Source organism: Roseateles sp., from assembly GCF_047654805.1.
Lineage (GTDB): Bacteria > Pseudomonadota > Gammaproteobacteria > Burkholderiales > Burkholderiaceae_C > Pelomonas.
In genome coordinates, this window is record NZ_JASGIV010000001.1 from 2621862 (window position 1) to 2647386 (window position 25525).

The 25525-nt window shown below is 66.0% G+C and carries 25 protein-coding genes, 1 tRNA gene and 1 pseudogene; 18 read left to right on the forward strand and 9 right to left on the reverse strand.

The genetic code is table 11. The features are described 5' to 3' along the window. Positions 1–136: 136 nt before the first annotated feature. On the reverse strand, positions 137–790 hold the full coding sequence (locus tag QM732_RS11755; RefSeq protein ID WP_415656321.1) for a protein-L-isoaspartate O-methyltransferase family protein: 654 nt from the start codon (positions 788–790) through the stop codon (positions 137–139). 46 nt (positions 791–836) lie between these two features. Continuing rightward, complete coding sequence (locus QM732_RS11760; RefSeq protein WP_415656322.1) at positions 837–1478, reverse strand: TetR/AcrR family transcriptional regulator; 642 nt, start codon at positions 1476–1478, stop codon at positions 837–839. Positions 1479–1584: 106 nt separating this feature from the next. Between QM732_RS11760 and QM732_RS11765 the strand changes: the two genes are divergently transcribed. The 7 genes from QM732_RS11765 to QM732_RS11795 all read left to right on the forward strand — a co-directional run bounded on the left by QM732_RS11765 (position 1585) and on the right by QM732_RS11795 (position 8658). Next, on the forward strand, positions 1585–2409 hold the full coding sequence (locus QM732_RS11765) for an undecaprenyl-diphosphate phosphatase (protein WP_415656323.1): 825 nt from the start codon (positions 1585–1587) through the stop codon (positions 2407–2409). A 13-nt stretch (positions 2410–2422) separates the two neighbouring features. Further along, positions 2423–3244, forward strand: a complete 822-nt coding sequence (gene map / locus QM732_RS11770) for a type I methionyl aminopeptidase (RefSeq protein WP_415656324.1) — start codon at positions 2423–2425, stop codon at positions 3242–3244. Positions 3245–3248: 4 nt separating this feature from the next. Beyond that, positions 3249–5837 carry a [protein-PII] uridylyltransferase gene (locus QM732_RS11775; protein WP_415656325.1) on the forward strand — a complete coding sequence of 863 codons (2589 nt, stop codon included), beginning with the start codon at positions 3249–3251 and terminating at the stop codon, positions 5835–5837. Then, positions 5834–6889, forward strand: coding sequence for a tRNA 2-selenouridine(34) synthase MnmH (gene mnmH, locus QM732_RS11780; RefSeq protein ID WP_415656326.1), 1056 nt, complete (start codon positions 5834–5836; stop codon positions 6887–6889). Before QM732_RS11775 ends, mnmH begins: the two co-directional genes overlap by 4 nt. A gap of 48 nt (positions 6890–6937) precedes the next feature. Further along, the gene (locus QM732_RS11785) at positions 6938–7732 is read left to right on the forward strand and encodes a DUF2189 domain-containing protein (RefSeq protein ID WP_415656327.1); all 795 of its coding nucleotides are present in this window, start codon (positions 6938–6940) and stop codon (positions 7730–7732) included. An 87-nt stretch (positions 7733–7819) separates the two neighbouring features. After that, positions 7820–8038 carry a DUF2788 domain-containing protein gene (locus tag QM732_RS11790; protein WP_415656328.1) on the forward strand — a complete coding sequence of 73 codons (219 nt, stop codon included), beginning with the start codon at positions 7820–7822 and terminating at the stop codon, positions 8036–8038. Continuing rightward, positions 8035–8658, forward strand: coding sequence for a YitT family protein (locus QM732_RS11795; RefSeq protein WP_415656329.1), 624 nt, complete (start codon positions 8035–8037; stop codon positions 8656–8658). The genes QM732_RS11790 and QM732_RS11795 overlap by 4 nt, the downstream gene beginning before the upstream one ends. A gap of 1 nt (position 8659) precedes the next feature. Here the strand turns inward: QM732_RS11795 and QM732_RS11800 are convergent, their stop codons facing one another. The 3 genes from QM732_RS11800 to QM732_RS11810 form a co-directional block, all read right to left on the reverse strand. Continuing rightward, positions 8660–9235, reverse strand: coding sequence for a DUF3501 family protein (locus QM732_RS11800; protein ID WP_415656330.1), 576 nt, complete (start codon positions 9233–9235; stop codon positions 8660–8662). A gap of 70 nt (positions 9236–9305) precedes the next feature. Further along, positions 9306–10649 (reverse strand): (Fe-S)-binding protein, encoded by a 1344-nt coding sequence (locus tag QM732_RS11805; RefSeq protein ID WP_415656331.1) that lies wholly within the window; start codon positions 10647–10649, stop codon positions 9306–9308. Positions 10650–10782: 133 nt separating this feature from the next. Next, positions 10783–11202 carry a rubrerythrin family protein gene (locus QM732_RS11810; RefSeq protein ID WP_331176299.1) on the reverse strand — a complete coding sequence of 140 codons (420 nt, stop codon included), beginning with the start codon at positions 11200–11202 and terminating at the stop codon, positions 10783–10785. A 155-nt stretch (positions 11203–11357) separates the two neighbouring features. Between QM732_RS11810 and QM732_RS11815 the strand changes: the two genes are divergently transcribed. The 3 genes and pseudogenes from QM732_RS11815 to QM732_RS11825 all read left to right on the forward strand — a co-directional run. Continuing rightward, a tRNA-Ala gene (locus QM732_RS11815) sits at positions 11358–11433 on the forward strand. 164 nt (positions 11434–11597) lie between these two features. Next, positions 11598–12179, forward strand: a complete 582-nt coding sequence (locus tag QM732_RS11820; protein WP_415656332.1) for a hypothetical protein — start codon at positions 11598–11600, stop codon at positions 12177–12179. An 84-nt stretch (positions 12180–12263) separates the two neighbouring features. Next, positions 12264–12967 (forward strand): annotated as a pseudogene (locus tag QM732_RS11825) (transposase); the annotation flags it as partial. On the opposite strand, the gene QM732_RS11830 reads toward QM732_RS11825, so the two are convergent. Then, positions 12916–14415 carry a ParB/RepB/Spo0J family partition protein gene (locus QM732_RS11830; protein ID WP_415656333.1) on the reverse strand — a complete coding sequence of 500 codons (1500 nt, stop codon included), beginning with the start codon at positions 14413–14415 and terminating at the stop codon, positions 12916–12918. The pseudogene QM732_RS11825 and the gene QM732_RS11830 overlap by 52 nt on opposite strands. A 137-nt stretch (positions 14416–14552) precedes the next feature. Between QM732_RS11830 and QM732_RS11835 the strand changes: the two genes are divergently transcribed. After that, positions 14553–15008 (forward strand): helix-turn-helix domain-containing protein, encoded by a 456-nt coding sequence (locus tag QM732_RS11835; RefSeq protein ID WP_415656334.1) that lies wholly within the window; start codon positions 14553–14555, stop codon positions 15006–15008. 162 nt (positions 15009–15170) lie between these two features. On the opposite strand, the gene QM732_RS11840 is transcribed toward QM732_RS11835, so the two are convergent. Further along, positions 15171–16124: a polysaccharide deacetylase family protein gene (locus tag QM732_RS11840; RefSeq protein ID WP_415656335.1), complete on the reverse strand. Its 954-nt coding sequence runs from the start codon at positions 16122–16124 to the stop codon at positions 15171–15173. 296 nt (positions 16125–16420) lie between these two features. Here QM732_RS11840 and QM732_RS11845 point away from each other — a divergent pair, with 296 nt between their 5' ends. The 4 genes from QM732_RS11845 to QM732_RS11860 all read left to right on the forward strand — a co-directional run bounded on the left by QM732_RS11845 (position 16421) and on the right by QM732_RS11860 (position 20893). Continuing rightward, positions 16421–17815, forward strand: coding sequence for an N-acetylmuramoyl-L-alanine amidase (locus QM732_RS11845; RefSeq protein ID WP_415656336.1), 1395 nt, complete (start codon positions 16421–16423; stop codon positions 17813–17815). Between the two features lie 470 nt (positions 17816–18285). Beyond that, on the forward strand, positions 18286–18936 hold the full coding sequence (locus QM732_RS11850) for a hypothetical protein (protein WP_415656337.1): 651 nt from the start codon (positions 18286–18288) through the stop codon (positions 18934–18936). A gap of 711 nt (positions 18937–19647) precedes the next feature. Continuing rightward, positions 19648–20433 (forward strand): tyrosine-type recombinase/integrase, encoded by a 786-nt coding sequence (locus QM732_RS11855; protein WP_415656338.1) that lies wholly within the window; start codon positions 19648–19650, stop codon positions 20431–20433. Positions 20434–20485: 52 nt separating this feature from the next. After that, positions 20486–20893 (forward strand): tyrosine-type recombinase/integrase, encoded by a 408-nt coding sequence (locus QM732_RS11860; RefSeq protein ID WP_415659374.1) that lies wholly within the window; start codon positions 20486–20488, stop codon positions 20891–20893. An 86-nt stretch (positions 20894–20979) separates the two neighbouring features. Here the strand turns inward: QM732_RS11860 and QM732_RS11865 are convergent, their stop codons facing one another. Continuing rightward, positions 20980–23121: a diguanylate cyclase domain-containing protein gene (locus QM732_RS11865; protein ID WP_415656339.1), complete on the reverse strand. Its 2142-nt coding sequence runs from the start codon at positions 23119–23121 to the stop codon at positions 20980–20982. Positions 23122–23548: 427 nt separating this feature from the next. Continuing rightward, the gene (locus QM732_RS11870; protein ID WP_415656340.1) at positions 23549–23845 is read right to left on the reverse strand and encodes a hypothetical protein; all 297 of its coding nucleotides are present in this window, start codon (positions 23843–23845) and stop codon (positions 23549–23551) included. A gap of 143 nt (positions 23846–23988) precedes the next feature. On the opposite strand from QM732_RS11870, the gene QM732_RS11875 reads away from it, so the two are divergent. Genes QM732_RS11875 through QM732_RS11885 form a run of 3 tightly spaced genes read left to right on the forward strand, consistent with a single transcriptional unit; the run spans position 23989 to position 25421 of the window. Further along, the gene (locus QM732_RS11875) at positions 23989–24432 is read left to right on the forward strand and encodes an Hsp20/alpha crystallin family protein (RefSeq protein WP_415656341.1); all 444 of its coding nucleotides are present in this window, start codon (positions 23989–23991) and stop codon (positions 24430–24432) included. 25 nt (positions 24433–24457) lie between these two features. Next, on the forward strand, positions 24458–24868 hold the full coding sequence (locus QM732_RS11880) for an Hsp20/alpha crystallin family protein (protein WP_415656342.1): 411 nt from the start codon (positions 24458–24460) through the stop codon (positions 24866–24868). A 16-nt stretch (positions 24869–24884) separates the two neighbouring features. Next, entirely contained in the window at positions 24885–25421 is a 537-nt protein-coding gene (locus QM732_RS11885; RefSeq protein WP_415656343.1) for an Hsp20/alpha crystallin family protein, read from the forward strand. Positions 25422–25525: the final 104 nt, after the last annotated feature.

A 25525-nucleotide genomic window follows, 5' to 3' on the forward strand; every position in this document is an offset into this window, starting at 1 on the left:
GAGATTCCTTGGCTGGAGCAATGAAATAAGCAGCGGCCGGGGTTATAGAGGCAAAGCCTGCCGATGACTGAAGCCATGTGACGACTTGCACCCAAAGGGGGGCAAGCGGCGTTTTATGGCGACGGACTGCATCCGATCAGAAGCTGAAGGCGGACGCCTCGGCGAAGCCGGGCAGCCGGCCAGCGACCGTGTCGAACAGCTCAACGGTGCGGAAATCGCTCGCGCCGGTGCGCGTGACCAGCACCGCGCGCATGACCGGCTCCGCGCCAACGATGGCCGCGAGGCGGCCACCCACCTTGAGCTGGTTCAGCAGCACCTGCGGCACGGCCGCGACCGAGCCCGACAGCAAGATGGCGTCGAAGGGCTCCTCGGCGGCGAGCCCGGCAGCGCCGTCCTGGTTGAGCACCGTCGCATTCAGCACGCCGGCGCGCTTCAGGTTGGCCTGGGCCTGGGCGGCCAGGCCGGCATCGGCCTCCAGCGCAAGGACGCGCTGGGCCTTGTGGCCCAGCAGCGCGGCCAGATGACCCGTGGCGGAGCCGATCTCCAGCACCTTCTCGTGGCGCTGCACCTTGAGCTCCTGCAGCAGGCGGGCCTCGACCTTGGGCGCCAGCATGCGGCGCGTGGCGGTCAACGGCAGCTCGGTATCAACGAAGGCCTGGGCCTGATGGGCCGCGGGCACGAAATCCTCGCGGTGCACGACGCGCAGCAGCTCCAGCACGCTGGGGTCGAGCACGTCCCAGGGGCGGATCTGCTGCTCGATCATGTTGAAGCGGACTTGTTCGAGATTCATCTTGTTCTCCGAAGCGCGGTACGGCGGGGGACTGAAAACCAAAATTCTAGGTGCCCGGCGGCTGTGCCAGCAGACCGTGCAGCAACAGCGCGATCTGGGCGTCCAGCAGCGCCTCGGCGCTCATGCCCTCGTGGCAGCAGTCGTGCTCGCCAAAGGAGTGCTCATGCAGCAGCAGGTGCAACATGGGCGCGATCAGCATGTGCACCGTCGCCTCGACCGGTACGGCGCGGAATTCGCCGCTGCGGATGCCGCGCTCGATGAGGCCGCCGACCAGGCTCTGCGACGGCCGGATCACCTCATCCACGTAGAAGCGCGCCAACTCGGGGAAGTTGCGCGCCTCGACCATCATGATCTTGCAGACGACGCCGGCATTGCCATGACCCACCTTGGCCCACCAGGCCTGCATCATCTGGCGCATCAGCTCGGCGATGGGGCCCTCGTACTGCGCGGCCTGGGCCGCCGACTCGGCAATGTGCACCGACAGGTTGTCGCGCACCACGGCCTTGAACAGCTCGTCCTTGCTCGGGTAGTAGCGGTAGAGCGTGCCCTTGGCCACGCCGGCCCGGGCGGCCACCTCCTCGCTGCGCGTGGCGGCAAACCCCTTCTCGACGAAAAGCGCCAGGGCGGCGTCGAGCAGCTCCTGCGGACGGGCGTCCTTGCGGCGTTGACGAAGCGGTGCAGTGGCCAAGAGGGCGAAGTTAATGACCGAAGGGTCAGTAATGTATCCGGCGACGCCAGCCCCCCGCAAGAACCCCTGGCTACACTGCGCGGCTTTGTCGCCCCGGAGCTGTTACGTGGATGTCATCCTGCTGATCAAAGCCGCCATCATGGGCATCGTCGAGGGGCTGACCGAGTTCCTGCCGGTGTCGTCCACAGGCCACCTGATCCTGACGGGCAGCCTGCTGGGCATGACGGACGCCAAGTCCAAGGTCTTTGACATCGCCATCCAGAGCGGCGCCATCATGGCCGTGCTCATCGTCTACTGGGCGCGCATCCGCGAAGCCCTGGGCGGCCTGGCCAGCAGCGCCAAGCAGCGTCGCTTCGTCGGCAACGTGATCATCGGCTTCGTGCCGGCCGGCATCGTGGGCCTGACCGTCTACAAGCTGATCAAGGCACACCTCTTCAACGCACCGGTGGTGGCCAGCGCCTTCATCATCGGCGCCCTGATCATCCTGTGGGCCGAGAAGCGCGCCCAGCCCGTGGCCCGCGTGCAGAGCGTGGATGACATGACGCCGCTGGATGCACTCAAAGTCGGCCTGGTGCAGTGCCTGGGCATGATCCCCGGCACCAGCCGCTCGGGGGCCACCATCATCGGCGGCATGCTGCTGGGCCTGTCTCGCAAGGCAGCCACCGACTTCTCCTTCTTCCTCGCCATCCCGACGCTGATCTCAGCCGGCGTCTACAGCATGTGGAAGGAACGCCATGCGCTGTCGCTGGCCGACCTGCCGATGTTCGCGGTCGGCTTCATCGTCAGCTTCCTGGCTGCCTGGGCCTGCGTGCGCTGGCTGCTGCGCTACGTGTCCAGCCACACCTTCGTGCCGTTCGCCTGGTACCGCATCGCCTTCGGCATCATCGTGCTGGCAACCTGGGTCACGGGTACGGTCATCTGGGCGGACTGAGATAATTCGGCCCATGGCCATCACGATCAAGACCGCCGCCGACGTTGCGGGCATGCGCATCGCCGGACGCCTGGCGTCCGAAGTCCTGGACCTGCTCACGCCCCACGTCAAGCCGGGCGTCACGACCAACGAACTCGACAAGCTCGCCCACGACCACATCGTCCACGTGCAGCAGGGCATTCCCGCGCCGCTGAACTACTGCCCGCCGGGCTATATCCCCTACCCCAAGTCGATCTGCACATCGGTCAATGCCCAGGTCTGCCACGGCATCCCCAACGACAAGCCGCTGAAGAACGGCGACATCGTCAACATCGACGTGACCGTCATCAAGGACGGCTGGCACGGCGACACCAGCCGCATGTTCGTCGTCGGCGACGGCTCCATCGCAGCCAAGCGGCTGTGCGCCTTCACGTATGAAGCCATGTGGAAGGGCATCGCCAAGGTCAAGCCCGGGGCCCGTCTCGGAGACATCGGACACGCCATCCAGACCTTCGCCGAGAACGCCGGCTTCTCCATCGTGCGCGAGTTCTGCGGCCACGGCATCGGCCAGGTCTTCCACGAGGAACCGCAGGTGCTGCACTACGGCCGCCCCGGCACGCTGGACGAACTGGTGCCCGGCATGATGTTCACCATCGAGCCCATGATCAACGCGGGCCGCCGCGAGATCAAGGAGATGGGCGACGGCTGGACCATCGTCACCAAGGACCGCTCACTCTCCGCGCAATGGGAGCACACCCTGCTTGTCACCGACACCGGCTACGAGATCATGACGCTGTCGGCCGGCAGCCCGCCGCCGCCCGCCTTCATCACCCAGGCCGCGGCGGCGACCGCCTGAGGCCGTGGCGACGCTCGCCGAACTCCGCCAGCAGTTCAAGGCGGGCAAGCAGACCCTGATCGACGACTTCCTGGCCGCACGGCCCACGCAGGCTGGCGCCCAAAGCCTGCTGCGCCGGCTGGCGCGCCACGTGGACGACACGCTGCGCACGCTCTGGAACGCGGCCGGCATGCCCGAGGGCGCCTGCCTGGCCGCCGTCGGCGGCTACGGCCGCGGCGAGCTGTTCCCGCACTCCGACGTCGATGTCCTGGTGCTGCTGCCCGACGGCGTCGAGGCCTACCAGCCCGGCCCGGCCAAGACCGCCATCGAGGGTTTCATCACCTCCTGCTGGGACGTCGGCCTGGAGATCGGCTCCTCGGTGCGCACGCTGGGCGAATGCCTGAGCGAGTCGCAGGCCGACGTGACCATCCAGACGGCATTGCTTGAGGCCCGGCCACTGGCCGGCGACGCGAAGCTGTTCCGCCTGATGTCCAGGCGCTTCATGCAGGCCATGGACGCGAAGGCCTTCTTCCGCGCCAAGACGCTGGAGAGCGTGCAGCGCCACACCAAGTTCGACGACACCCCGTACGCGCTGGAGCCCAACTGCAAGGAAAGCCCCGGCGGCCTGCGCGACCTGCAGATGCTGATCTGGATCGCGCGCGCCGCGGGCCTGGGCAAGACCTGGAAGGCGCTGGCCCAGCGCGGCCTCATCACGCCGTTCGAGAGCCGCCAGCTGCAGCGCAACGAAGGCCAGCTGAAGCTCATCCGCGCCCGCCTGCACGCGGTCGCCGGGCGCCGCGAGGACCGCCTGGTCTTCGACCTGCAGACCGCCGTGGCCCAGAGCTTCGGCTTCGAGGGTACCGGCGCCCAGCGTGCCTCCGAGGTGCTGATGCGCCGCTACTACTGGGCAGCCAAGGCCGTCACGCAGTTGCACCAGATCCTGCTGCTGAACCTGGAGGAGCAGATCAACGGCTCCCAGCAGGACCAGTTGCGCCCCATCGAGGGCCACCCGGAGTTCCTGGATCGCGGCCGCATGCTGGAGGTCGCCAGCGACGACATCTACCAGCGCGACCCGCACGCCATCCTGCGCACCTTCCTCGTCTACCAGCAGACGCCCGGCATCAAGGGCTTCTCGGCGCGAACGCTGCGCGCGCTCTACAACGCCCGCGGCCTGATGGATGCCGCCTGGCGCCGCGACCCGGTCAACCGCGCCACCTTCATGAGCATGCTGCGCCAGCCCGAGGGCCAGACGCATGCATTCCGGCTCATGAACCAGACCTCGGTGCTGGGACGCTACCTGTGGGTGTTCCGCGCCATCGTCGGGCAGATGCAGCACGACCTCTTCCACGTCTACACCGTGGACCAGCACATCCTCATGGTGCTGCGCAACGTCAGGCGCTTCTTCATCCCCGAGCACGTCCACGAGTACCCGTTCTGCTCGCAGCTCGCCGCGCAGTTCGACACGCCCGAGGTCCTCTACATCGCCGCGCTCTTCCACGATGTGGCGAAGGGCCGCGGCGGCGACCACTCCGAGCTCGGCGCCGTCGAGGTGAAGCGCTTTTGCCGCCAGCACGGCCTGAACGCGGCCGACACGGCCATGTGCGTCTTCCTCGTCGAGCACCACCTGACGATGTCGCGCGTGGCGCAGAAGGAGGACCTGTCCGACCCCGAGGTCATCGCTGCGTTCGCGGCCAAGGTCGGCGATGCTCGACGGCTCACGGCGCTGTACCTGCTGACGGTGGCCGACATCCGCGGCACCAGCCCCAAGGTCTGGAATGCCTGGAAGGGCAAGCTGCTGGAGGACCTGTACCGCATCGCGCTGCGCGCCCTCGGCGGCGCCCGCATCAACCTGGACGCGGAGATCGAGGCCCGCAAGCAGGAGGCCCGACAGGACCTGGCCCTGCACTCCCAGCTCCCCGGCACCGAGGAGCCACTGTGGAATCGCCTGGCCGTCAGCTACTTCGCCCGCCACGACGGCGCCGAGCTGGCCTGGCATGCGCGCTCGCTGTGGCGCCACGTGGACACGCTGCTGCCCGTCGTGCGTGCCCGCCCCTCACCCATCGGCGAGGGGCTGCAGGTGCTGGTCTACGCACCCGACCAGCCTGACCTGTTCGCCCGCATCTGCGGCTATTTCGACGGGGCCGGCTTCAGCATCCTCGACGCCAAGGTGCACACGACGCGCAACGGCTATGCGCTGGACACCTTCCAGGTCATACGCCCCGAGGCCGACGTGCACCACCGCGACCTCGTACCCCTGGTCGAGCAGAAGCTGGCCGTCGCGCTGCAAGCCGGCGGCCCGCTGCCCGAGCCGCGTCGCGGGCGGCTGTCGCGCCGCGTCAAGAGCTTCCCCTATTCCCCGCGCATCTCGCTGCGCCCCGACGAGCGCGCCACCGCGTGGCTGCTGACCATCTCGACGAGCGACCGCGCCGGCCTGCTCTACGCCATCGCCCGAGTGCTGGCACGCCATGGCATCAACTTGCAGCTGGCCAAGATCTCCACGCTGGGCGAACGCGTGGAGGACACCTTCTTGCTCGACGGCCCGGCGCTGCAGCAAAACAAGGCACAGCTGCAGATCGAGAGCGAGCTGCTGGACGCCGTGTCCCTGCCGGCATGAGCTACACCATCTCGGTCGGCGATGCCGTCGCCGAGCTCGACCGCTTCGACGCCCTCGTGGACGTGCGATCGCCGGGCGAGTTCGCCGAGGACCACCTGCCCGGCGCCCAGAACTGGCCGGTGCTGGACGACGAGGAGCGTCGCATCGTCGGCACGCTCTACAAGCAGGACCCGCATGCCGCCCGACGCCTGGGCGCCACGCTGGTGGCACGCAATGTCGCCCGACTGCTGGAGGAGCGCACGGCCGGCCTGCCCAAGACCTGGCGCCCCCTGGTCTACTGCTGGCGCGGCGGGCAACGCTCGCTGTCGCTGCACTGGTTCCTTGGCCAGATCGGCTTTCGCTCGCGCCAGCTCGTGGGCGGCTACAAGGCCTACCGCACCCAGGTGCGTGACGACCTCGAGCGCCGGCCGGCGGACTTTCGCTATCGCGTGCTGTGCGGCCTCACCGGCTGCGGCAAGACCCGGCTGCTGCAGGCGCTGGCGGCCGAAGGTGCCCAGGTGCTGGATCTTGAGGGCCTGGCCGTCCATCGCGGCTCAGTGCTCGGCCAGTTGCCAGACAGAGCCCAGCCGACGCAAAAGGGCTTCGACACGGCGCTGTGGGACACCCTGCGCCGGCTGGATCCGGCGCGCCCGGTCTTCGTCGAGAGCGAGAGCCGCAAGATTGGCCGCATCGCCCTGCCCGTCGCCCTGCTGGCCGCGCTGCACAGCCAGGGCCGGCCACTGTGGATCGACCTGCCCGAGACAGCCCGCGTCGAGCTGCTGCTTCAGGACTACGCCCATTTCACGGCCGCCCCGGAAGCCTTCTGCGCCGCGCTGGACGACCTCATCGAGCTGCGCGGCCGCGCCCGCGTCGCCGCCTGGCAGGCGCAAGCCCGCGCCGGCGACTGGGCGGGGGTCTTCGCGGCCCTGATGCGCGAGCACTACGACCCAGGCTACGCCACGTCGCTGCGCCGGCATTTCCCTGCCGTCGCCGATGCGCCTGCCCTCGCCCTGGCCGACGCCCGGCCCGCCACGTTGCGCGACGCTGCCCGGCATTTGCTCGCCACGGCTTGAGGCGTATCAAGGCAGGCTGGGTCCGGACAGGCCACACTACACGCCGTCATGCCCAACCGCTACAGCGAACAGGCCCTGAGGGAATCCCGGGCCTTCGGCGTCCGTCCCATCCCCGTGCTGCGCCCGCTGGGCTGGCTTGCGCGCGGCTGGCAGGACCTGTGGCAGGCGCCGCTGGCCTCGCTGGGCCACGGTCTGGCGATGGCCCTGTTTGGCGCGCTGCTGTTCGCGCTGGCGCATGACCGTTTCTGGCTGCTCGCCGGGGCATTCAGCGGCTTCCTGATCGTCGCCCCCATCCTGGCCACCGGCTTGTACGCGATCAGCCGCGAGCTGGACCGAGGCGGCCGGCCCGGCTGGCGCACGGTACGCGAGGCCTGGCGGCCGCGCGATGGCAGGCTCATCGTCTTCGGCGTGTTGCTGGCCTTCGCCGGCACGGGCTGGGTGCTGTGCTCCGCGGCCTTTGTCACCAGCTTCGCCGCCGACCCCATCCAGAACCCGCGCGACTTCCTGGTCAAGGTCGTGCTCAATGACGACTCCCATCTCTTCGAGACGTGGCTGATGCTGGGCGCCGTGCTGGCCTCGCCAGTATTCGCCTCCACTGTCGTGGCCATCCCGGCGCTGGTGGACCTGCCGCCGGGCAAGCTGGGCGTGCTCGGCGCGGTGTTCACGAGCTGGCGGGTGGTGCTGGAGCATCCTGCGCCCATCGCGTTGTGGGCCGCACTGATCCTGGCATTGACGCTGATCGGCATGGCGACGGCCCTGGTCGGCCTGGTCCTCATCGCGCCCTGGCTGGGTCATGCGAGTTGGCACGCCTACCGTGACCTCGTGACCCGCAGGCCCGATTGACATGAGCCGCCGGTTCCCAAGCTCACTTCGTTCGCTGCCTCCTGGCGGGGCACGTCAGCGCCTTCGGGCGACCAGGCGGCACTGACCATGTGGGGCTACACCGAAGCCGAGATCGCGCAGTTCGGCCTGACCTTCGGGGTCACGGCCTTCATGCTGTACATGGTGTTCATCATCCTGCAGCTGGCGCGCGAGTCCAAGGCGGGCCGGTTCGGCACCTTCGTGCTGCTGCTGGGCCTGGGCTTCGGCCTGGTGGGTTTCGCGGCCAAGGGCGTCATCAAGTTCTTCCTGTCAGGCTCCGTCGGATGAAACCCGCCGCGACGCCGCTGAGCCGGACGCTGCGGCACAGCCACTTCGAGGACGCCCAGGCCCTGCTCACAGGCACGCTGTTCGCCGCGCTCGGGGTGGCGCTGTTCAAGCAGGTCGGCATGCTCAGCGGCGGCACGGTCGGCCTGGCCTTCGTGCTGCACTACGCCCTGGGCTGGCCGTTCGGCCTGCTGTTCTTCGCCATCAACCTGCCGTTCTACGCCCTGGCGTGGCGCCGCATGGGGCCGGCCTTCACGCTCAAGAGCCTGCTGGCCGTCGCCCTGCTGGCAGGGCTGGCCGAGGCCCTGCCGGGCTGGTTGAGCATCAGCCAGCTCAATCCCTGGTTCGGCGCCATCGTCGGCGGCCTGCTGGTGGGCGCGGGCCTGATCATCCTGTTCCGCCACCGGGCCTCCCTTGGCGGGCTCAACGTGCTGGTGCTGTGGCTGCAGGAGACGCGCGGCTGGCGCGCCGGCTACCTGCAGGCCGGCATGGACACGGCCATCCTGCTCGCCGCCCTGCCCCTGGTGCCGCTGGACCGCATCGGCCTGTCACTGCTGGGCATGGCCGCCATCAACGCGGCGCTGGCCATCAACCACCGGCCCGGACGTTACGTGGCAACCTAGGCTAGGCCAGATCCGACGCCAGGCTGGCCAGCGTCTCCGGCGTGATCTGCGCATGCGCCGGATAGTGGGTGTGGTCGCAGCCGAGCTTGACACCGGCGCCCGCCTTGACCGCCTCGCGCATGGCAGGCGTCAGCTCGAAGCGCACGAAGTGCACGGCCGAGGTCTTCTCGCCGTTCTCGCGGTCGAGGTCCTCGTCCGCGACGGCGTAGACACGCGGCTGGCCCTCCACCTCGACGAACAGCCGGTCCTCCACGCCGATGAGCCTTGCGAGCTCGCGCCGCCGCTCGTTGGGGTCGGGATACTCGATGAGCAGCGTCGCCTTCCAATTGCCGCCGTCGGGCACCAGGGACGCATAGGCGTCGATCTCTGCCTGGATGCCCTCCTCCTCGAAGATCTTCTCGATGCGCAGCATTTCCTGGATCTGGTAGCGGATGCTGCGCTCGTCCTCGAATTGCAGGTTCAGGTGCTCCCCCAGCCTCACGCTGCGCAGGCGGCGGTGGGCGACGATGGCCGGCTTCTCGGCCTTGCGGAACTTTGCATAGGCCTCCAGCGTCATGAGGCTGTCGATGGTGATCATGGTTGTGGCGCCCGGGCGTCCGCAGCCGCACCACGTCGGGGGGCAGTGGGCGAGGCGAGCGTGGAGGCATTCATTTGAGTCCGTAGGCGGTGCGCATCAGGGTCAACGGATGAGCCAGGGCCTTGGCCGGCGTGCCGGCCTGCGCCATGCCCTGTGCAATGTGGTGGCCGGCCAGCGCGCAGTCGCTGGCGATGACGTCGGGCTCGTCCTTGGCCATGGCCTTGAAGACGGGTTTGCCGATCTTCATCGCTACCGAGTGGGTGGGCGTCTTCACGCCGTAGGTGCCGGCATGGCCCGAGCAGCGCTCGACGGTATTGAGCTTGAGCTCCACGCTCTGGCCGATGAGCTTGAACATCTCCTCCGTCTTGCGACCTATCTTCTGGACGCGGCCATGGCAGGGGATGTGATAGCTGACCTTGCCCAGCGCCTGCTTGAAGTCCGTCTTCAGCAGGCCGTCCTTGTGCCGGGCGACGAAGTACTCGAACGGGTCCCACATCGCATCCTGAACCTGCTTCACGGCCTCCTCGTCCGGGAACATCAGCGGCAGTTCCTGCTTGAACATCAACGTGCAGCTCGGGATGGCCGAGAGGATGGCGAAACCCTCCATGGCATAGCGCGCCAGCACGGCGATGTTGGCGGTCTTGTGCTTCTCCACCGTCGCCAGGTCGCCCAGCTCAAGCTTGGGCATGCCGCAGCAGGCCTCCTTCTCCACGATGACGTAGGGGATGGCGTTGTGGTCCAGCAGCTTGAGCAGATCGAAGCCGATGCCGGGTTCGTTGTAGTTGACGTAGCAGGTCGAGAAGATCGCGACCTTGCCCGGCGTACGCTCGCCGTTGGTGACCACCTGGATCGGCGTCGCGGGCGCACTCCAGCGAAAGCGCTTGGATGCCAGCTCAGGCAGCCAGGCTTCGGGATGGACGCCCAATTGCCTGTCCAGCAGCTTGCGCGCAACCCGGGTTCGGTTCACCGCGTTGACAGCTTGCACGACGACGGGAATGCCGGCGAACTGGCCATGCACGTCGGTGGAGGCCAGGAACTTCTCGCCGGCACCCACGCCGCCCTTGCTGAACTTGATCGCCTTGGCGCGCAGCATGGTGTGCGGGAAGTCCAGGTTCCACGCATGCGGCGGCACATAGGGACACTTGGTCATGTAGCAGAGGTCGCAGAGATAGCACTGGTCGACGACCTTCCAGAAATCCTGCGGGTCCACGCCGTCCAGCTCGCCACTCTTGCCCTCGTCGACGAGATCGAACAGCGTCGGAAAGCTCTGGCACAGGCTGACGCAGCGTCGACAACCATGGCAGATGTCGAAGATGCGCTCCATCTCTCGGAGGCAGGCTGCCTCGTCGTTGAACTCTGCGCTCTTCCAGTCGAGCGCATGCCGCGTCGGGGCTTCGAGATTGCCTTCTCTCATAGGTCTGCCCCACGTCCAACGAGTACGTTGGCCAATCCGCCGAGGCGATGGCGATGCCCGCGCAACATGACCTGCTCGCACTTCACCGAGCGGGCCAGCCTGGGGCTGCCCGGCACTCGGCCCGATGGCCCCATCAATCCACCAGGGCGTCCAGCGCCTTCTGATAGCGGTTGGCGTGGGAGCGCTCGGCCTTGGCGAGCGTCTCGAACCAGTCAGCAATCTCGTCGAAGCCTTCGTCGCGGGCCGTCTTGGCCATGCCCGGGTACATGTCGGTGTACTCGTGGGTCTCGCCGGCCACTGCGGCCTTCAGGTTGTCGCGCGTCGCACCGATGGGCAGGCCGGTGGCCGGATCGCCGACGGCCTCCAGGAACTCGAGGTGGCCATGGGCATGGCCTGTTTCGCCCTCGGCCGTGGAGCGGAACAGCGCCGCCACGTCGTTCTGCCCTTCAATGTCCGCCTTGTTCGCGAAATACAGGTAGCGGCGATTGGCCTGGGACTCGCCCGCAAAGGCGTCCTTCAGGTTCTGCTCGGTCTTGGATCCTTTCAAGCTCATCGCAGTCTCCGTTGGGGTGGGGAGTCACGACACTACTCCCCTGCCGATGCACCCAGCCAATCGATAGCTTCAATGCAGGCCATAGCAGGCCGCTATACCAGCGTACTCAGGCCGGGCCAACCACCGACGGCGGCCGGCTATACTTTGAGCGCCGTGGGGGGGTAGCTCAGCTGGGAGAGCGCCGCGTTCGCAATGCGGAGGTCGGGAGTTCGATCCTCCTCCTCTCCACCAATCGATCATTCCAGACGGTCTCACACCGTGCGCCTCGACCCATAAAGCTGCCGCCCTGGCAGCTTTATGCATTCCAAGTGGCTGCTGGCGTGGCCACCTGCGCGGTGCGACGCTCCGTCGACCCCGGTGGTTCCTACTTGCTGAGCTGCCGACACGTCTTGAGCATGAGCCTCATCAATGAGGCCTCCACCTTTGGCGACGTCACCGTGAGTACTGTCGGCGCCCAGCTGAGGCGGGCCGGCCAGCCGACCTGCATCCGCGGCAGCCTGTCCGGCCAGTCAGGCGACTTTGACGCACAGCTTGCGAGGCTGGACGCCCCGGGCGAGGCCATGCTCGCCCTACACGGTCTGAGCTTCCATCGTGATCCTCCGTCGTTGCTCGGCCCGGGAGACGTGGCCGACATGAGGGGCTTCTGGATCGCAACGGGCCGGCGCGCTGCCGATGGAGGCCGACGGTTCGTCTGGGTCGATTACGAGAGCGTCGTGCCCGGCTTCACGATGGAGTACACGCTGGGCAATGGCGTCGTACGCGAGGTTACGCACACCATGGTGCTCCGCGGCCGAGCGCAGGACTCGCTCGGGCCTGGCGACAGCGGTTCGCCTGCAGTGGTTACGCAGTCGGGCAGCCGGCTGATCGGCATGTACATCGGGGGAGATGGCATAAACGCCTACGTGATTCCCTCATGGCAACTGCTTTATCCCCCCAACTACGGCGTGAATACCGGTGAGAAGTGGGTTCTCGCATAGGGACCAGCTCGTAACGTAAGCTCCCCCCAGAAGTAGACAGGCCATAACTGGAGAATGCGGCCCGCCGAGAAGGAAGAGGCCCAAATGAGGAAGAGCAAGTTCAGCGAGAGCCAGATCGTGGCGATCCTGAAGGAAGGCGAGGCCGGGTTGCCGGTCGCGGAGGTATGCCGCAAACACGGCATCAGCACGGCGACCTGGTACGGCTGGAAGAGCAAGTACGCCGGCGCCAGCGTGTCGGACCTGACCCGCATGCGCGAGCTCGAGGTCGAGAACGCGCGGCTCAAGCGGATGTATGCCGACCTGGCACTGGAGAACGCGGCCATGAAGGAACTGATCGCAAAAAAGTACTGACGCCGTCAGCCAGGCGGTTGGCGGCGCAGGATTTGATTCGGGAGCGAGGCTTGGCGGTGAGCAAGGCATGTGCCGTAGCCGGCTTGTCCCGCGCGGCGTTCTACAAGGTTGGCGAGCCCGCCGTGCGACGCGACGCTGAGGTGATCGACGCGTTGAATACCATCGTCGAACTCAGCCCGCGCTGGGGGTTCTGGAAGTGCTATGACCGGCTTCGCCTGGACGGGCGGCGTTGGAACCACAAGCGCGTCTGGCGCGTGTATTGCCAGCTCGGATTGAACATCCCCAAGCGCACGAAGAAACGCGTGCCGGAGCGCGAGCCAGTGCCACTGCAGGCCGGCACGCTGGTCAACCAGGGCTGGGCGCTGGACTTCATGCACGACGTGCTCTACGACGGGCGCCGGTTCCGCACGCTCAACGTCATCGACGAGGCCAGGCGCTCGCGCCAGCCCTCGACGGCTTCGGCCATCACCTTGTGCGCAGGGCTCTCGACCATGGCCGGTGCGATCTGCAGCAGTTGCCAATTGCAGCTCTGCACGGACACGCCGAGCGCCGTAGGCGCCTGATAGCGGGCGTGCACGGCTCCGTACAGAAGCACGGTCGCCATGGCATCCGCCAGCGCCGCCAAGGCGACCTGCGGCTTGCGCACCAGCGCGACCTGCAAGGCCTCGGTCTTGAAGGCCGTCAGCTCCTGGCATAGCGCCGACGAAAGCCCCTTCGTGGGGACCGCGTCCTGGCCGGCCTCCTCGCCACCTTCACCGCCGTGCCCGTGGACCTTCGCCGCTGTGGCGGCAGCCAGCCACGTCTTGTAGTCGGCCTGCCGCATGACGTTACGGCGCACGTTGACCGTGCCGTCCTGCGCAAGGCTCAGCACGGCCCCGGCCAGCTCTGCCACGTCTGGGGCACAGTAAGCGAGCTGCGCCTCAATGGCGTCGATCTGCATCTGCTTGGCCTGGACGAGCCCTTCAAGCGCCTCGATGCGGTCGGCGGTGTTGTCTGCTTCTTCGTCCTCGTCGTAGATCGCTTCGAGCTGGCTGTTGGCCTCGTCCCGCGCGCGCTGCAACTCGCCCAGGGCGTGCGCCTGCTCGGCCGAAGGTTCGCGCCGCTGCGTCGGTGCCGGGCAGTAGCGTTGCCGCAGCTCGAACTCATGGTCGAAGGATGCCTCAACCCACGCCAAACCCTCGCCAGCCCGAAGCTCTTCGGCCTGCGCGGCCAGCTTCTCCTGGGCGAGACGGTGCATCAACGTCGGATCGCCGATGTGCTGAGCCTCCGCCTCGTCGCTGCTGAACAGGTCGCGGATCACGTGCCCGCCTGCCTGCTCGTAGGCCTCCAGGCCCACGAAACGCACCAGCGAGTCGCGTACACCCTCGCCGAGGATGACCTGCCGCAGCGTGGTCGCGTGACGGTTGTAGACCGGCAGGCATTCCCACGCGGCCTCCTGCTTCTCGTGCGTCTCGGCCAGCGACAGCGCCATGAGCTGGTCCATGTTCATGTCTCCCGCGCGGTACAGCGCGAACAGCCTGGGCGACACCGTGGCGAGCGTCAGGCGCCGCTTGACGGTCAACGGCGTCAGGCCGAAGGGAATCGCAATGTCCTCGACGCCCGCGCCGGCCGACACCATGTCGGCGAACGCCTGGACGGTATCGGCCACGCACATCGGCCTTTGACCCTGGTTCTCCGCCATGCTGACCGCAATGGCGCGCTCGGCCGGCACGACGGCGCAAAGCACTTCGTAGTCCAGCGTGATGCGCCCGCGCTTGACCAACAGCAGCAGCGCCCGCAGGCGCCGGCCGCCCGCGATCACGCCGTGCGAGAAGAGCTTGTGCTTGTCACGGCCCTTGCCGCGTCGCGGGCCGTCGTAGGCCACGACGGATACCAGTTCTGGCATACGCCGGTGCACCCCCTGTTCCAGGAAATGCCAGACTGGTGCGTGCTGCGTTCGGACGATATGCCCCGCCTGGGCGCACTAGCGATGGTCGGCGGACTGCTGGCCGAGGAATTGAGCAATGGCAAGCCGGGCGCACCATGGTCACCCATGGTCATCTGGACGCGGCGTTTGGCTATGCAATGCGGGAGGTCGTCGCTCGTCGGGCCATGGATCAGCCCGGTTGGTGTCAGGGTGCAAGCGATCCTCAGATCGGCAGGGTAATGGTCCTGATGCAGAGAGAACTCTCCCATCCCTGGACCCTCGACGAACTGGCCCGGCGCGCGGGCATCTCACGCACCGCGCTCGCGCAGCGCTTTCGGGCAGCAACGGGCGACACCCCACTCAATCACCTGCGCGCGCTGCGCATGCAGCAGGCAATGCAGCTGTTGGCCGATGCGCGCCAACCACTCGAAGCCGTGGCGACGGCCGTCGGCTACCAGGACGCCTTCGGCTTTTCCAAGGTATTCAAACGCACGACAGGCACGTCGCCACGAGACTTCCGCCTCCGGGATGCCTCCGAGCGCAAGTCTCCGCGGAGATTCGGACCGGACTGAACATGGTGTTCAAGGGCGCCCCGCCTGCTGTTGAAAGAATTGGCAGTAACGGGAGCTGGTCCAGATGGCACTGCTGCCATGCCACCTTGACCTCGACGGGTTCACAGGTGCGCTCACGTACGCGCCGCTTGTGCCCGCCATGCGCCGCGGCCATCGCTGGCTTCACTCCCTGCAAAGTTGCGCATGCCACTTCACCGTCACCCCTCGCGGATCGGGTTGACCATAGACGCTGAGCTTTACTCCCTTGGCGCGCGCCCAGCGGGCCAGCCAAGACGGCCCAAACCTTCCACTGGCCTTGGCAGGCGAACGATAGGCCTCGTCGCGCAGCGCGTCGTCCAGAGGAACAAAGGCATAGCCAACCTGGGTCAGCGTAGTCAGTGTCCGGTCGAGTGTGTCAGCGTTGAGCCGGTTGGCGTGGAGCACGAGGATCTGCGGAATCTGACGGCCGAATAGTTCCTGAGACATGGTCTCGAACACCTTGATCGAGACGCGCAGATGGTCGTCGTACTCGTCCCCGACCGTCTTGCGTTGCTCGGCCTGACGCTGAGCATCCAGGCGGTCGTAGACGCAGGCGAACAGGTAGTCGTCGTGGTCCACGGTGATCGGTGCGACGGCATAGCCGCGCTCCGCAAGGAAAGCCTCGAATGACTCCCGCTCCGTTTCGGTCTTGCCGGTCTGGCTGTATGGGTGGCGGTAGTAGCGCAGTGGCGCCTGTCGCCGACTCGTGACCCAGCGAGTGAAAACCTCACCCTTGAGAACTGCCGCCTCGACATCCTCTTTGGGTGAGTTCCAAAGCCCGAGATGCCCGAAGTTGTGGTTGCCAAGTTCCATACCGGCATCCAGCCACGCTTCGAGGACGGCCACACCACTGTCAATCTGGCCGGGAACAAGCAGGCGGTCCTCATTGACGAAACCGACAGCTTTGACTCCTTGACGTCGCAATGCCGCAAGCAACTGCTGGTTCAACCTGAGCGCTTCTGCGGGTGCTATCGATGTGACCGACGCCGCCGGCAGATCATCGACGGTGATGGCAATGCGCTTTGAGTCAGCGGCGAATGCGGGGCCGGCAGCCAGCAACGAAACGGACAGAAGAACGCTCGGAAGGATAGAGGCCATAACGGTACTGTACGGGCATGCACGGCAATGCACGCTGCCCACCTGGTTGATGGCTCGGCACCGCACACGAGGGCCGCCCCAAGGGTCAGGGAACGAGTGTTGAATCAACGGCGCAACCGTTCTTCGACCCAATCCGCTGCTAACATGCCTCGCCCCTCGAAAGGCGCCGAGATGGCCCCATAGGGCTTCCCACCCTTTGTGGTCAACCGACACCCGTTGCTCTTCATCGAACTGATGCCCGACGACCATCGCCGCGTGCGCGCAGTCGGTGCGCCCCAACTGGTGGAGGCCCTCGCATGAAGCGCCGCGCCTCCCTGGGCGGCTTTCTCGCCCTGCTGCTCAAGGCGCCCGACACGCTGGCGGCAGGCAGCCAGGCCAGCATCGTGGCCGTGCGCGTCTGGCCGGCGCAGGAGTACACCCGCGTCACTCTCGAGTCCGACAAGCCGCTGGCCGCCAGACATTTCCTCGTCGACTCGCCGCACCGCCTCGTCATCGACGTCGAAGGCCTGGAGTTGAGTCCCGACCTGAAGGAACTCATCGGCAAGGTCAAGCCCGACGACCCCTACATCTCCGGCGTGCGCGTGGGCCAGAACACGCCCACCGTCGTGCGCATCGTGCTGGACCTCAGGCAGCCCGTGGCGCCGCAGATCTTCACGCTGGCGCCCGTGGCGGCCTACAAGCACCGCCTCGTCTTCGACCTGTATCCCAAGTTCGCCGCCGACCCGCTGGTGGCCCTGGCCAGCGAGCGCGAGAAGGCGCCCGCCGCGCCGCCGCCCTCCCCGGCCCAGCGCGCCGAGGCCGCGGCCAGTGCCGTCAACGACGCCCTGGGCGAGCTGATCCAGAAGATCGAGCGCCCGCCTGCTCCGTCGACAACGCCCGCGCGCCCCGCCTCGGCACCGGTGCCGCCGCCGGTCGCGGCGGCGTCCAAGCCGGCACTGGCTCCCGCGCCCGCTGCCGAGCCCAAGATCGACCGACTCATCATCATCGCGCTGGACCCCGGCCATGGCGGCGAGGACCCCGGCGCCGTCGGGCCCTCCGGCCTGCGCGAGAAGGACGTGGTGCTGTCCGTCGCCCACAACCTGCGTGAGCGGCTGCAGGCCAACCCCAACATCCGCGTGCTGATGACGCGCGACGCCGACTTCTTCGTGCCGCGCGAGGAACGCGTGCGCAAGGCCCGGCGCGTGCAGGCCGACTTGTTCGTCTCCATCCACGCCGACGCCTTCTTCACGCCGCAGGCGCGCGGTGCCTCGGTCTTCGCACTGAGCGACGGAGCAGCGACCAGCGCTGCTGCACGCTGGATGGCCGACCGCGAGAACGCGGCCGACATGGTCGGCGGCATCAATACCGGTACGGCTAGCAAGGACAAAAATGTGCTGCGAGCGCTGCTGGACATGAGCACGACGGCCCAGATCAAGGACAGCCTCAAGCTCGGCAATGAGGTACTGGGCCAGATCGGCAAGATCGCCCGCTTGCACAAGCCTCGCGTCGAGCAGGCCGGCTTTGCCGTGCTGAAGGCGCCCGACATCCCCAGCATCTTGGTCGAGATGGCCTTCATCTCCAACCCGGAGGAGGAGAAGAAGCTGCGCGATCCTGACCACCAAGGCAAGCTCGTCGACGCTCTGGCGTCGGGCATCGCCAAGTACTTCGCCAAGAATCCGCCGCTGGCGAGGCGGCGCAGCTCGACGCTCTGACCTCCATCCTTAACCACGACAGGCAAACGGTGATGCTGCAAAGCGTGCTGCTCAACCCTTCGGCTGAGAAATCGGCAGGCAAAGACGACGCACGCACTTGGCGTGCTAACCCGGCCTTCACTCTGGCTCCAGGCGAAATGTGGGTACTGGATGTTTCGCCGCCTGAAAAAGCAGCGACGGGCCGGGCCAGCCCCGGCGCTGCGTCAACGCCATCGCCATGGCTCGCGCGTTGCCAGATCCCTGTCTTCGTCCGCGTCGTGGCCTGCCGGGCGGAACGCGAGGGTATCGCCCAGTGCCCGGCAGAACGGTCCACATCGGAACTGATCGTCCCCGGCGCCATGCCATCGGCGCTTCCTGATGGCTGGGAAAGCTGCCAAGGCACGCCCGCGTCAGATCATCGCTGACCCCTACTCGCAGTCCGAGTTGTGTACCCCGCCCCTTGTAGATCAGCGATGCTCACGGAGTTCTAAATGGCGAAATCTAGCGCTGACCCCGAAGATGCTGAGACGCGACCAAAAGAAGAGGCTGAGTTCTCGAAGCGTCGCTGGGTAGTGCTCGCTGGCCTCTTGATTCCTGCTTCTGCCGCGTGCGGCGGTGGCTATGCCTGGGTTCATGACTACGTGAGTAAGAGGAACGACCGCTACCGAGCCCGCCTTCAGAAGGTAGGCGCGCTGCGAAGCATGCTGGCGGTGACCCAGCAAATCCACGAGCAGCTTTCAACCTACAAAGTTGCAAATCCCGACCTCCCCAAGGAGTCCAGTAGCAAGCTCGGCATTTTGCAGAGCTACGTCTATCGCGCTATCGAGAGTCCCAATGATCCGGAGCTGGTCCGCATGGGGGGGCTGATCAACAGCTTGATAGAAAAGAATGTTGCGATTGAGGCCGCGTTGAAAGATCTGGCCCCAACCGCTTGCACCGCCGCACTGCAGCAAGCAGTCACGACATACGAGGTTCAGACGTTGGATTTCAAGACTCAATGGGGCTCTGTCGGAAAATATGTGGCTGCGACGAAAAACCTCGGGCCACAGCGACCATTCTCAACGGCCATCTACGACGTTCTCGACAAGGAGTGGCAGGCGAACATCGACCGCATGGCGTGCGACAACCCTGGGGCAGCCTGACATTTCTGATGGCCCGTCAAGTACGCGCCGAGAGCCTCGCTAGGCTTGGTTCTGTCTCGCACCTCGCAGCCCCGAGACAACCCAGTCCAGCCATGCGCCTAGGTGTGGCGGAAGGTGGCCCAGGGCGCCTTTCTACCTGGCGTTCGTGCGAATCCAGCGTACAGCAACCGACGCTGCGCTTGCAGACGTTGCCGAAGCGGTTGATCAAGTGGCACCGACCCTCATGCTCAGGTGAAGCTGAAAGATGCAGGATGGCCAACCCGCCGATCCCCACTGGCTGGGCGGTCGCTCGCGACCAGCGCTCACATCGCGTCACCCAGCTTCGTACGACGCTCTGCTGATTCGCAAGCCCGTCGTTGGACAGAATACTTTGCTGCCGACGTAGCAGCACCGGCATAACTTTGCCAACGGTGGGCTTCCTATAGCCTGAGGCCCTTTCCTCTCAGCAGGCATATTGGTCTACGGCGCTACACGGCCCTGGGCGGCCCGTTGCGCTTCTCAGGGGGAATAGTTATGCCTCCGCTGTTCGAGCAAAGTTATGGATCCAAGCGCACACCGTCCCAGGAAATCCAAAAAGCCCTTGAGAATCAACGCTCTAGGGCTTTTTTCTTTTCCTTACGGTCTCAAGCCATCCCGCACGATCCGAGATCACATTGCAGTAACTAACGCAGTAACCAGACAATTTCGGCACCCCTCCGAAAAGTTACTGCAATGCCCCAGCATCTCATCCCCTCCAACGCCACCATCCAGGCGATCAAGCCGGGTGATTCCAGGCAGCGCCTTGGCGATGGCGCAGGGCTCTACCTCCTGCTGTTCGTCAAAGGCGGGTCTCATGGCTGGCGCTTCGATTACACGTTTAAGGGTAAGCGCAAGACGCTGAGTCTGGGCACCTACCCCACGACCGGTCTAGCCCTCGCGCGCAAGGATGCAGCGGAGGCCCGCAGAAAGGTCCGCGAGGGTATCGATCCAAGTGCCGACCGGCAGGAGAAGCGCGTCGAAGAAGCCACCCAACGCTTGCTCGCTGAACTGGCCGAGGCCGGCATCGCACCCCCCGGAAGCTTCGAGGCGGTTGCCCGCGAGTGGTTTCTGAAGAACAAGTCGACCTGGGCAGATTCGCATTCCGAGAAGATCATCCGGCGCCTTGAACGGGATGTCTTCCCGTGGATCGGCAAGCAGGCCATCAACGCGATCAAGCCGGCCGACATTCTGGAGCTGCTGAAACGGGTTCAGGAGCGCGGCGCACTTGAGACGACGCACCGCATCCAGCAGAACTGTGGACAGGTATTCCGCTACGCCGTTGCCACGGGCCGGGCAACCAGTGACCCCAGCCGTGATCTTCGCGGAGCACTGCCGGCATGGCGTCCTGTGCACTACCCGACGATCACGGATCCCCGGGACGTCGGCCAGCTGCTTCGCGACATCCACGGCTACAAGGGCGGTCTGGTCGTGCGCTGCGCATTGAAGCTGACGCCGCTGGTGTTCGTGCGCCCGGGGTGAGCTGCGGCGCGGCGAGTGGTCTGAGTTCAACCTGGACGCTGCCGAATGGCGCATCCCGGCGGCAAAGATGAAGAGCGGCGTGATGCACATCGTCCCCCTCCCCCGCCAAGCGGTGGCGATCCTTCAGGAACTCCAGCCGCTGACCGGTGGCAACAAATGGGTGTTTCCGGGAAAACGCACCAACGGCCAACCCATGAGCGAGAACACGGTCAACGCTGCACTGCGCACCCTGGGCTATGACCGCACGATGCTCACCGCCCACGGCTTCCGTGGAATGGCTTCAACGATGCTTCATGAGCAGGGCTGGCCCACCGACGTCATCGAGCGGCAGCTTTCGCATGCCGAGCGCAACGCGGTGAAGGCAGCCTACAACCATGCCGAGCACCTTCCGAAACGACGGGAGATGATGCAGGCATGGGCGGACTATCTGGACAGCCTTCGAGCCAGCAAAACCAAGTAGGTCCAGGCGTATCGGCTCAGTGCAGGTCAAGCCGTCGCGACACGCACTCGGTCGCGACGGCGACCGACGGGCATTGCACCACCTGTTCACACCGCCACAGTACCTTTCCCGCTTCTCTTCACACGCAGCATGGCGTGGTCTGCACGATCGATCAGGCTCTGGCTGCTGGCGCCGTCTGCAGGGTCTGCTATCGCCACGCCGATCGTCACACCGACGGACACCGTGATTCCCGAATCGAGGAGGATGGGCTCCCGTATGGACTGAGCCACTCGCTCAGCCACTGCTCGCCATTCATCGCCCGACACGCCCTCCAGGACGAGCACGAATTCATCGCCCCCCAGCCTGGCGGCCGTGTCTGAAGGGCGGATGGCGGCTTGCAGGCGGCTCGCCACCGCTCTCAGCAGTTGGTCGCCGGCGTCGTGGCCGTGTTCATCGTTGACGGCCTTGAACCCGTCCAAGTCGAGGTAGCAAATCGCGACCAACTTCTGCTGTCGCCTGGCGACGGCAAGCGCCTGGGCGATACGGTCATGCAGCAGCATCCGGTTGGGCAGCTGCGTCAATGAGTCGTGGCTTGCGGCGTGGACGAGGGTTTCGTGAGCGTCCTTGATCTTCGTGATGTCTACGAGCATCACGAAGATCTCCGACTCGGACAGCGGCACCGCGCCAAAGTCGATCCATAGAGCGTCGCCGCATTTGGTGCGCATGCGAATGTGGGCGCGGTAGTGCCCCTCCCGCCTCATCGCCTCGTAACCTTCACCGCCCACCCGCTGGTAGTCCGCTTCCTCCCAATAGACCACTCGCACGGGCTGTCCCTCCAGCTCGCCGGGCCCGTAGCCCAGGATGCGCTCGGCCGCGCGGTTGCGCCAGGTAATCGTTCGGTTCTCGACCTTCGCCATCCCGACCAGGTCCGTGTCGAGCATCGCCGCCTGCTCTCGCATCAGCTTGCGCTGCGCAGTAACGTCCCGTGCCGACGAGAAGACAAGGATCTGGCCGCCAATGTCCGCCACCCTCAACTGCATCTCGACATCGATGACCTGCCCGTCGTCACGGCGATGCTGAACGTCGACACGCTGGCTGTCGCCCGGCTTGATCTTGGCAAGCCAGGCATCGATGGCCACTTTGTCCTGGTTGACGTCCCAGCTGGCGACGTGCCGCCCGGTGAGCCTCTCCCGGGTGGACTTGAGCATCTCCGCAAAGGAATCGCTCATCTCGACGAGGCGGCCCGACCCGTCGACGATGTGGATGCCGTCGCCAGCAGTCCTCAACAGTGCCTGGACTCGCAGACCCTGGTTCGCCAACGCCTGCATTGCCGCCTCTTCCCGGCGATTTGCGCGCAGCAGCAGCAGGCTCGCCAAGGCCACCAGGAACCACGTCAACGCGGACAGGCTTGCGACGATCCACACCTGCTGCCGCCACGGCGCGAAGAAACGCTTGTTGTTGATGCCGGCGAAGACGACGAACGGCCAAGACTTCAAGGCTCGATACGCCGTGGTGCGCACCTCGCCGTCAACCAGCACCTGCGACACGAAAGTGCCCGTCCGCGGATGGGCAGAGAACGCCTTGAGCAGCTCCGGCGACACGGTGGTATCGCCGGGCTGCCCCTGGGCCGAACTGCCCGGCGAAAAGCGCGCCACCAGGCGGCGGTCATCGCGCCGCAGCGTGACCGCGTCCAACGGATCGAGGTCGTACTGCTCAAACATCCGGCGGAAGTGATCAGCATTGACGGTGACGTAGAGCACACCCGCGAATTGGCCTCTGACGCGCACCGGATGCATGAATGCGACGACCCAGTTGCCTGAGACGCGAGAGGTCAGCGGTCCGCCGATGAAGGTCTTGGGTACAGCAAGCTGGCTGGCCTCACCGAAGTATTCGCGATCGGAGACGTTCTTCGGGGCGCCTTCTGGGAGGCTGGTACCCCAGCGGACGAGGCCGGCCGCATCCGTCAGCCGAAACGCCTCCGCGTCGCTGAGAAGCCCATAGCGGTCCCGCAAGACGTCGTTGAGAGTCGCATCCGTGGCGCCACCCGGACCGGACAGAAGCCGCTCCAGCTCGGAAGCGGTAGCGCGTATCACGCCATCGACGCGATCCACTTCGCTCTGGATGTTGAGCTGTGCGACGGCAGCCAGACCGTCGGCAACGCTTTTCGCCTGTTCCTGGAAGTCCCTGTGGGAGCGCTCCAGCACGTGCCAGACCAGCGCAACGAGCAAAAGCGCGACGGCAGAGTTCACTCCGACGATCCAGGCTGTCACCTGTCGGCGCCTCTTGGCCGCACCGTCAACAAACGCTTGCGGATCGCTTAGCGGCATAGTTGATCGGCTCACCTGCAGAACGGAGCGAACGCCCGTGCGGCAAGCCGCCCCCGATGATTTCTGATTTATTAGCCCCCGAAGTAGTCTACATATGCGCAGCCGCCCTGGCATCCTCCGAGCACAACATTCAGCCGCCGCCGTGCTGACCAGCCCCCATATGCCGGGCTTGAAGCGCAGGGTCGGATACTCGTTTCTGGCGGGAACCGCAGTTCCTAGCGCCTGCACCTCCACGGCGAGTCTGCGGCCCCGCAGGTGAAAACGATGGTTTAGGATCAGGCCGTCAACACAGACGTCCCCGAGTGCACAGCCTTCGGCTCGAAGAAAGGCCGGAAGGGCTGCGGCGGGATCACTCCTGCGAGCCGACCAATCGGTCGATCTTTTCGCCGAGCTCGAACGCCAACCGCACGGCTGCCTTGGTTCCCATGTCGGCCCGGCCGGCGCCGACATAGATGTTGGCCGCGCGCAAGGTGCGGCAGGCCGCCGCCGCAGCCTGCGTGACTTCGTCCACGGCACGTGCCATCGAGACCGTCATGCGCAGGATCTGAACCTCGCGGTCGAGCTGGGTCAGATGGATACGCAACTGCCGCTGCCACGGCTTCGACTGCGGCACGGAGGTCAGCAGCGCATTGACGATCGCATCCAAGTCGGCAATTGCCTTGGACAGATCGCCGCTGCGCGTGGGTCCGCTGTCGTGATCCCCCTTGAAAACCTTTCGCCTGCTCTTAATTCGCTGTCGACCGGCCGGATGCCCCGGCCGGTGAACACCCACTGAACGGAGATCAAGCCATGTACACATTGCTGACCCATCCGAACAGCCTGTTCGGACAATTCGACCGCTTGCAGCGCGAGCTCGACGAGTTCCTGTCGTCTGGTCTGCCCAGCAGCATCCGCTCGGTCGCGTCGGGCACCCAGCCGCAGATCAACGTCGGCCGCACCCCGCAAAGCGTGGAGGTCTATGCCTTCGCGCCTGGTCTGGACGCCAGCAAGATCGAGGTCACTCTGGACCGCGGCGTGCTGCGTCTTGCCGGAGAGCGCGTGCAGGCGGCCTCCTCCAACGAGCGCCAACGCTTCTATGCGCGCGAGCGTGCCACGGGCCGCTTTGACCGCACGGTTTCGCTGCCTGACGACATCGATCCCGACCAAGTCAAGGCCAGCTACCGCGACGGCGTACTGCTCGTCAGCATCGCCCGCCGGGAGGCCGAGCAACCCAAGCGCATCGCTATCCAGTAATCGTTGCATCCAAGGAGTCAACATCATGAGCAAGGAGATCACTCAACGCGACAAATCCGAGGTCGCTGCTGAAGCTAACGCTGGTCCTAGCGCCGGCTCTATCGATCGCGCCGTCACGCCAGCAGTGGACGTGTTCGAGGACGAAACAGGCATCACGCTTCTGGCCGACATGCCTGGCGTTCCCCGCGACCAACTGGAACTGCATGTCGAAGGCGATTCCCTCCTCATCGAGGGGAGTGTGCAACCCCTGACGCCGAACGGCATGGAGGCCATCTACGCGGAACTGCGTGTCCCTCGTTTCCGTCGCAGCTTCACCCTCAGCCGGGAACTGGACACGTCCAAGATCGATGCCAACCTCAAGGACGGCGTGCTGATGCTGCGCATCCCCAAGCAGGCACATGCGCAGCCCCGGCGAATCGCCGTCAGCGCAGCTTGACCGGAGGGCCGAAACCATGACCAACCTTGCAGAGCAGTTGAAGCATGGCGCCGGCCAAGCCTGGGAGTCGCTGACGGAAGGCTGGCGAGAACTGGGATCGCGAGCTAGCGGCGCGCTGACTCGCTTCTGGAACGATGCGGACGAGGCACAGCCGGCCAATGCCAGCGGCGACAAGCCGTCTCAGGCCGGCAACGCTGACCGCTTGCTGCCCCCCGCGCGCTGGGCCTTCATGGCCGTTGACGTCTACGGTTCGGCCGACAAGCTGATCGTGCGCATCGAGGCGCCTGGCATGGCCCGAGAGGACTTTCAGATCGAGATGAGCTCGCCTGAAATGCTCAGCGTGCTGGGGCGCAAGCGATACGACCGGGAGCGGCAGAGCAGCCGCTACGCGCTTGTGCAGTGCGCGTACGGCACCTTCCGGCGCGACATCCAGTTGCCGGCACCGGTCGACGTCGAGCGTGCAAAAGCCACCTACGACGCGGGTGTGCTGCGCATCGAGCTGCCGCGGCGCGAGTTGGTGCCGCACCGCCGTATCGAAGTGCGAGTGGCCTAACCCTCGGCCATCCTCGGCTCCCCACGGATGATCCGCTCAACGGACAACCGTGGGGAGCCGACTTCGTATACGAGTTCTAACGGCATCAGTAGCAGCGCTCTCTT

Excerpts from the sequence above, each read along its gene's own strand:
- QM732_RS11845 (WP_415656336.1), top strand. The coding sequence starts at position 16,421 with ATGAAGCGCCGCGCCTCCCTGGGCGGCTTTCTCGCCCTGCTGCTCAAG.
- QM732_RS11810 (WP_331176299.1), bottom strand. The coding sequence starts at position 11,202 with ATGAGCTTGAAAGGATCCAAGACCGAGCAGAACCTGAAGGACGCCTTT.
- QM732_RS11805 (WP_415656331.1), bottom strand. The coding sequence starts at position 10,649 with ATGAGAGAAGGCAATCTCGAAGCCCCGACGCGGCATGCGCTCGACTGG.
- QM732_RS11800 (WP_415656330.1), bottom strand. The coding sequence starts at position 9,235 with ATGATCACCATCGACAGCCTCATGACGCTGGAGGCCTATGCAAAGTTC.
- QM732_RS11850 (WP_415656337.1), top strand. The coding sequence starts at position 18,286 with ATGGCGAAATCTAGCGCTGACCCCGAAGATGCTGAGACGCGACCAAAA.
- QM732_RS11785 (WP_415656327.1), top strand. The coding sequence starts at position 6,938 with ATGCCCAACCGCTACAGCGAACAGGCCCTGAGGGAATCCCGGGCCTTC.
- QM732_RS11790 (WP_415656328.1), top strand. The coding sequence starts at position 7,820 with ATGTGGGGCTACACCGAAGCCGAGATCGCGCAGTTCGGCCTGACCTTC.
- QM732_RS11880 (WP_415656342.1), top strand. The coding sequence starts at position 24,458 with ATGAGCAAGGAGATCACTCAACGCGACAAATCCGAGGTCGCTGCTGAA.
- QM732_RS11835 (WP_415656334.1), top strand. The coding sequence starts at position 14,553 with ATGGTCACCCATGGTCATCTGGACGCGGCGTTTGGCTATGCAATGCGG.
- QM732_RS11840 (WP_415656335.1), bottom strand. The coding sequence starts at position 16,124 with ATGGCCTCTATCCTTCCGAGCGTTCTTCTGTCCGTTTCGTTGCTGGCT.
- mnmH (WP_415656326.1), top strand. The coding sequence starts at position 5,834 with ATGAGCTACACCATCTCGGTCGGCGATGCCGTCGCCGAGCTCGACCGC.
- QM732_RS11830 (WP_415656333.1), bottom strand. The coding sequence starts at position 14,415 with ATGCCAGAACTGGTATCCGTCGTGGCCTACGACGGCCCGCGACGCGGC.
- QM732_RS11820 (WP_415656332.1), top strand. The coding sequence starts at position 11,598 with ATGAGCCTCATCAATGAGGCCTCCACCTTTGGCGACGTCACCGTGAGT.
- QM732_RS11755 (WP_415656321.1), bottom strand. The coding sequence starts at position 790 with ATGAATCTCGAACAAGTCCGCTTCAACATGATCGAGCAGCAGATCCGC.
- map (WP_415656324.1), top strand. The coding sequence starts at position 2,423 with ATGGCCATCACGATCAAGACCGCCGCCGACGTTGCGGGCATGCGCATC.
- QM732_RS11875 (WP_415656341.1), top strand. The coding sequence starts at position 23,989 with ATGTACACATTGCTGACCCATCCGAACAGCCTGTTCGGACAATTCGAC.
- QM732_RS11795 (WP_415656329.1), top strand. The coding sequence starts at position 8,035 with ATGAAACCCGCCGCGACGCCGCTGAGCCGGACGCTGCGGCACAGCCAC.
- QM732_RS11855 (WP_415656338.1), top strand. The coding sequence starts at position 19,648 with ATGCCCCAGCATCTCATCCCCTCCAACGCCACCATCCAGGCGATCAAG.
- QM732_RS11885 (WP_415656343.1), top strand. The coding sequence starts at position 24,885 with ATGACCAACCTTGCAGAGCAGTTGAAGCATGGCGCCGGCCAAGCCTGG.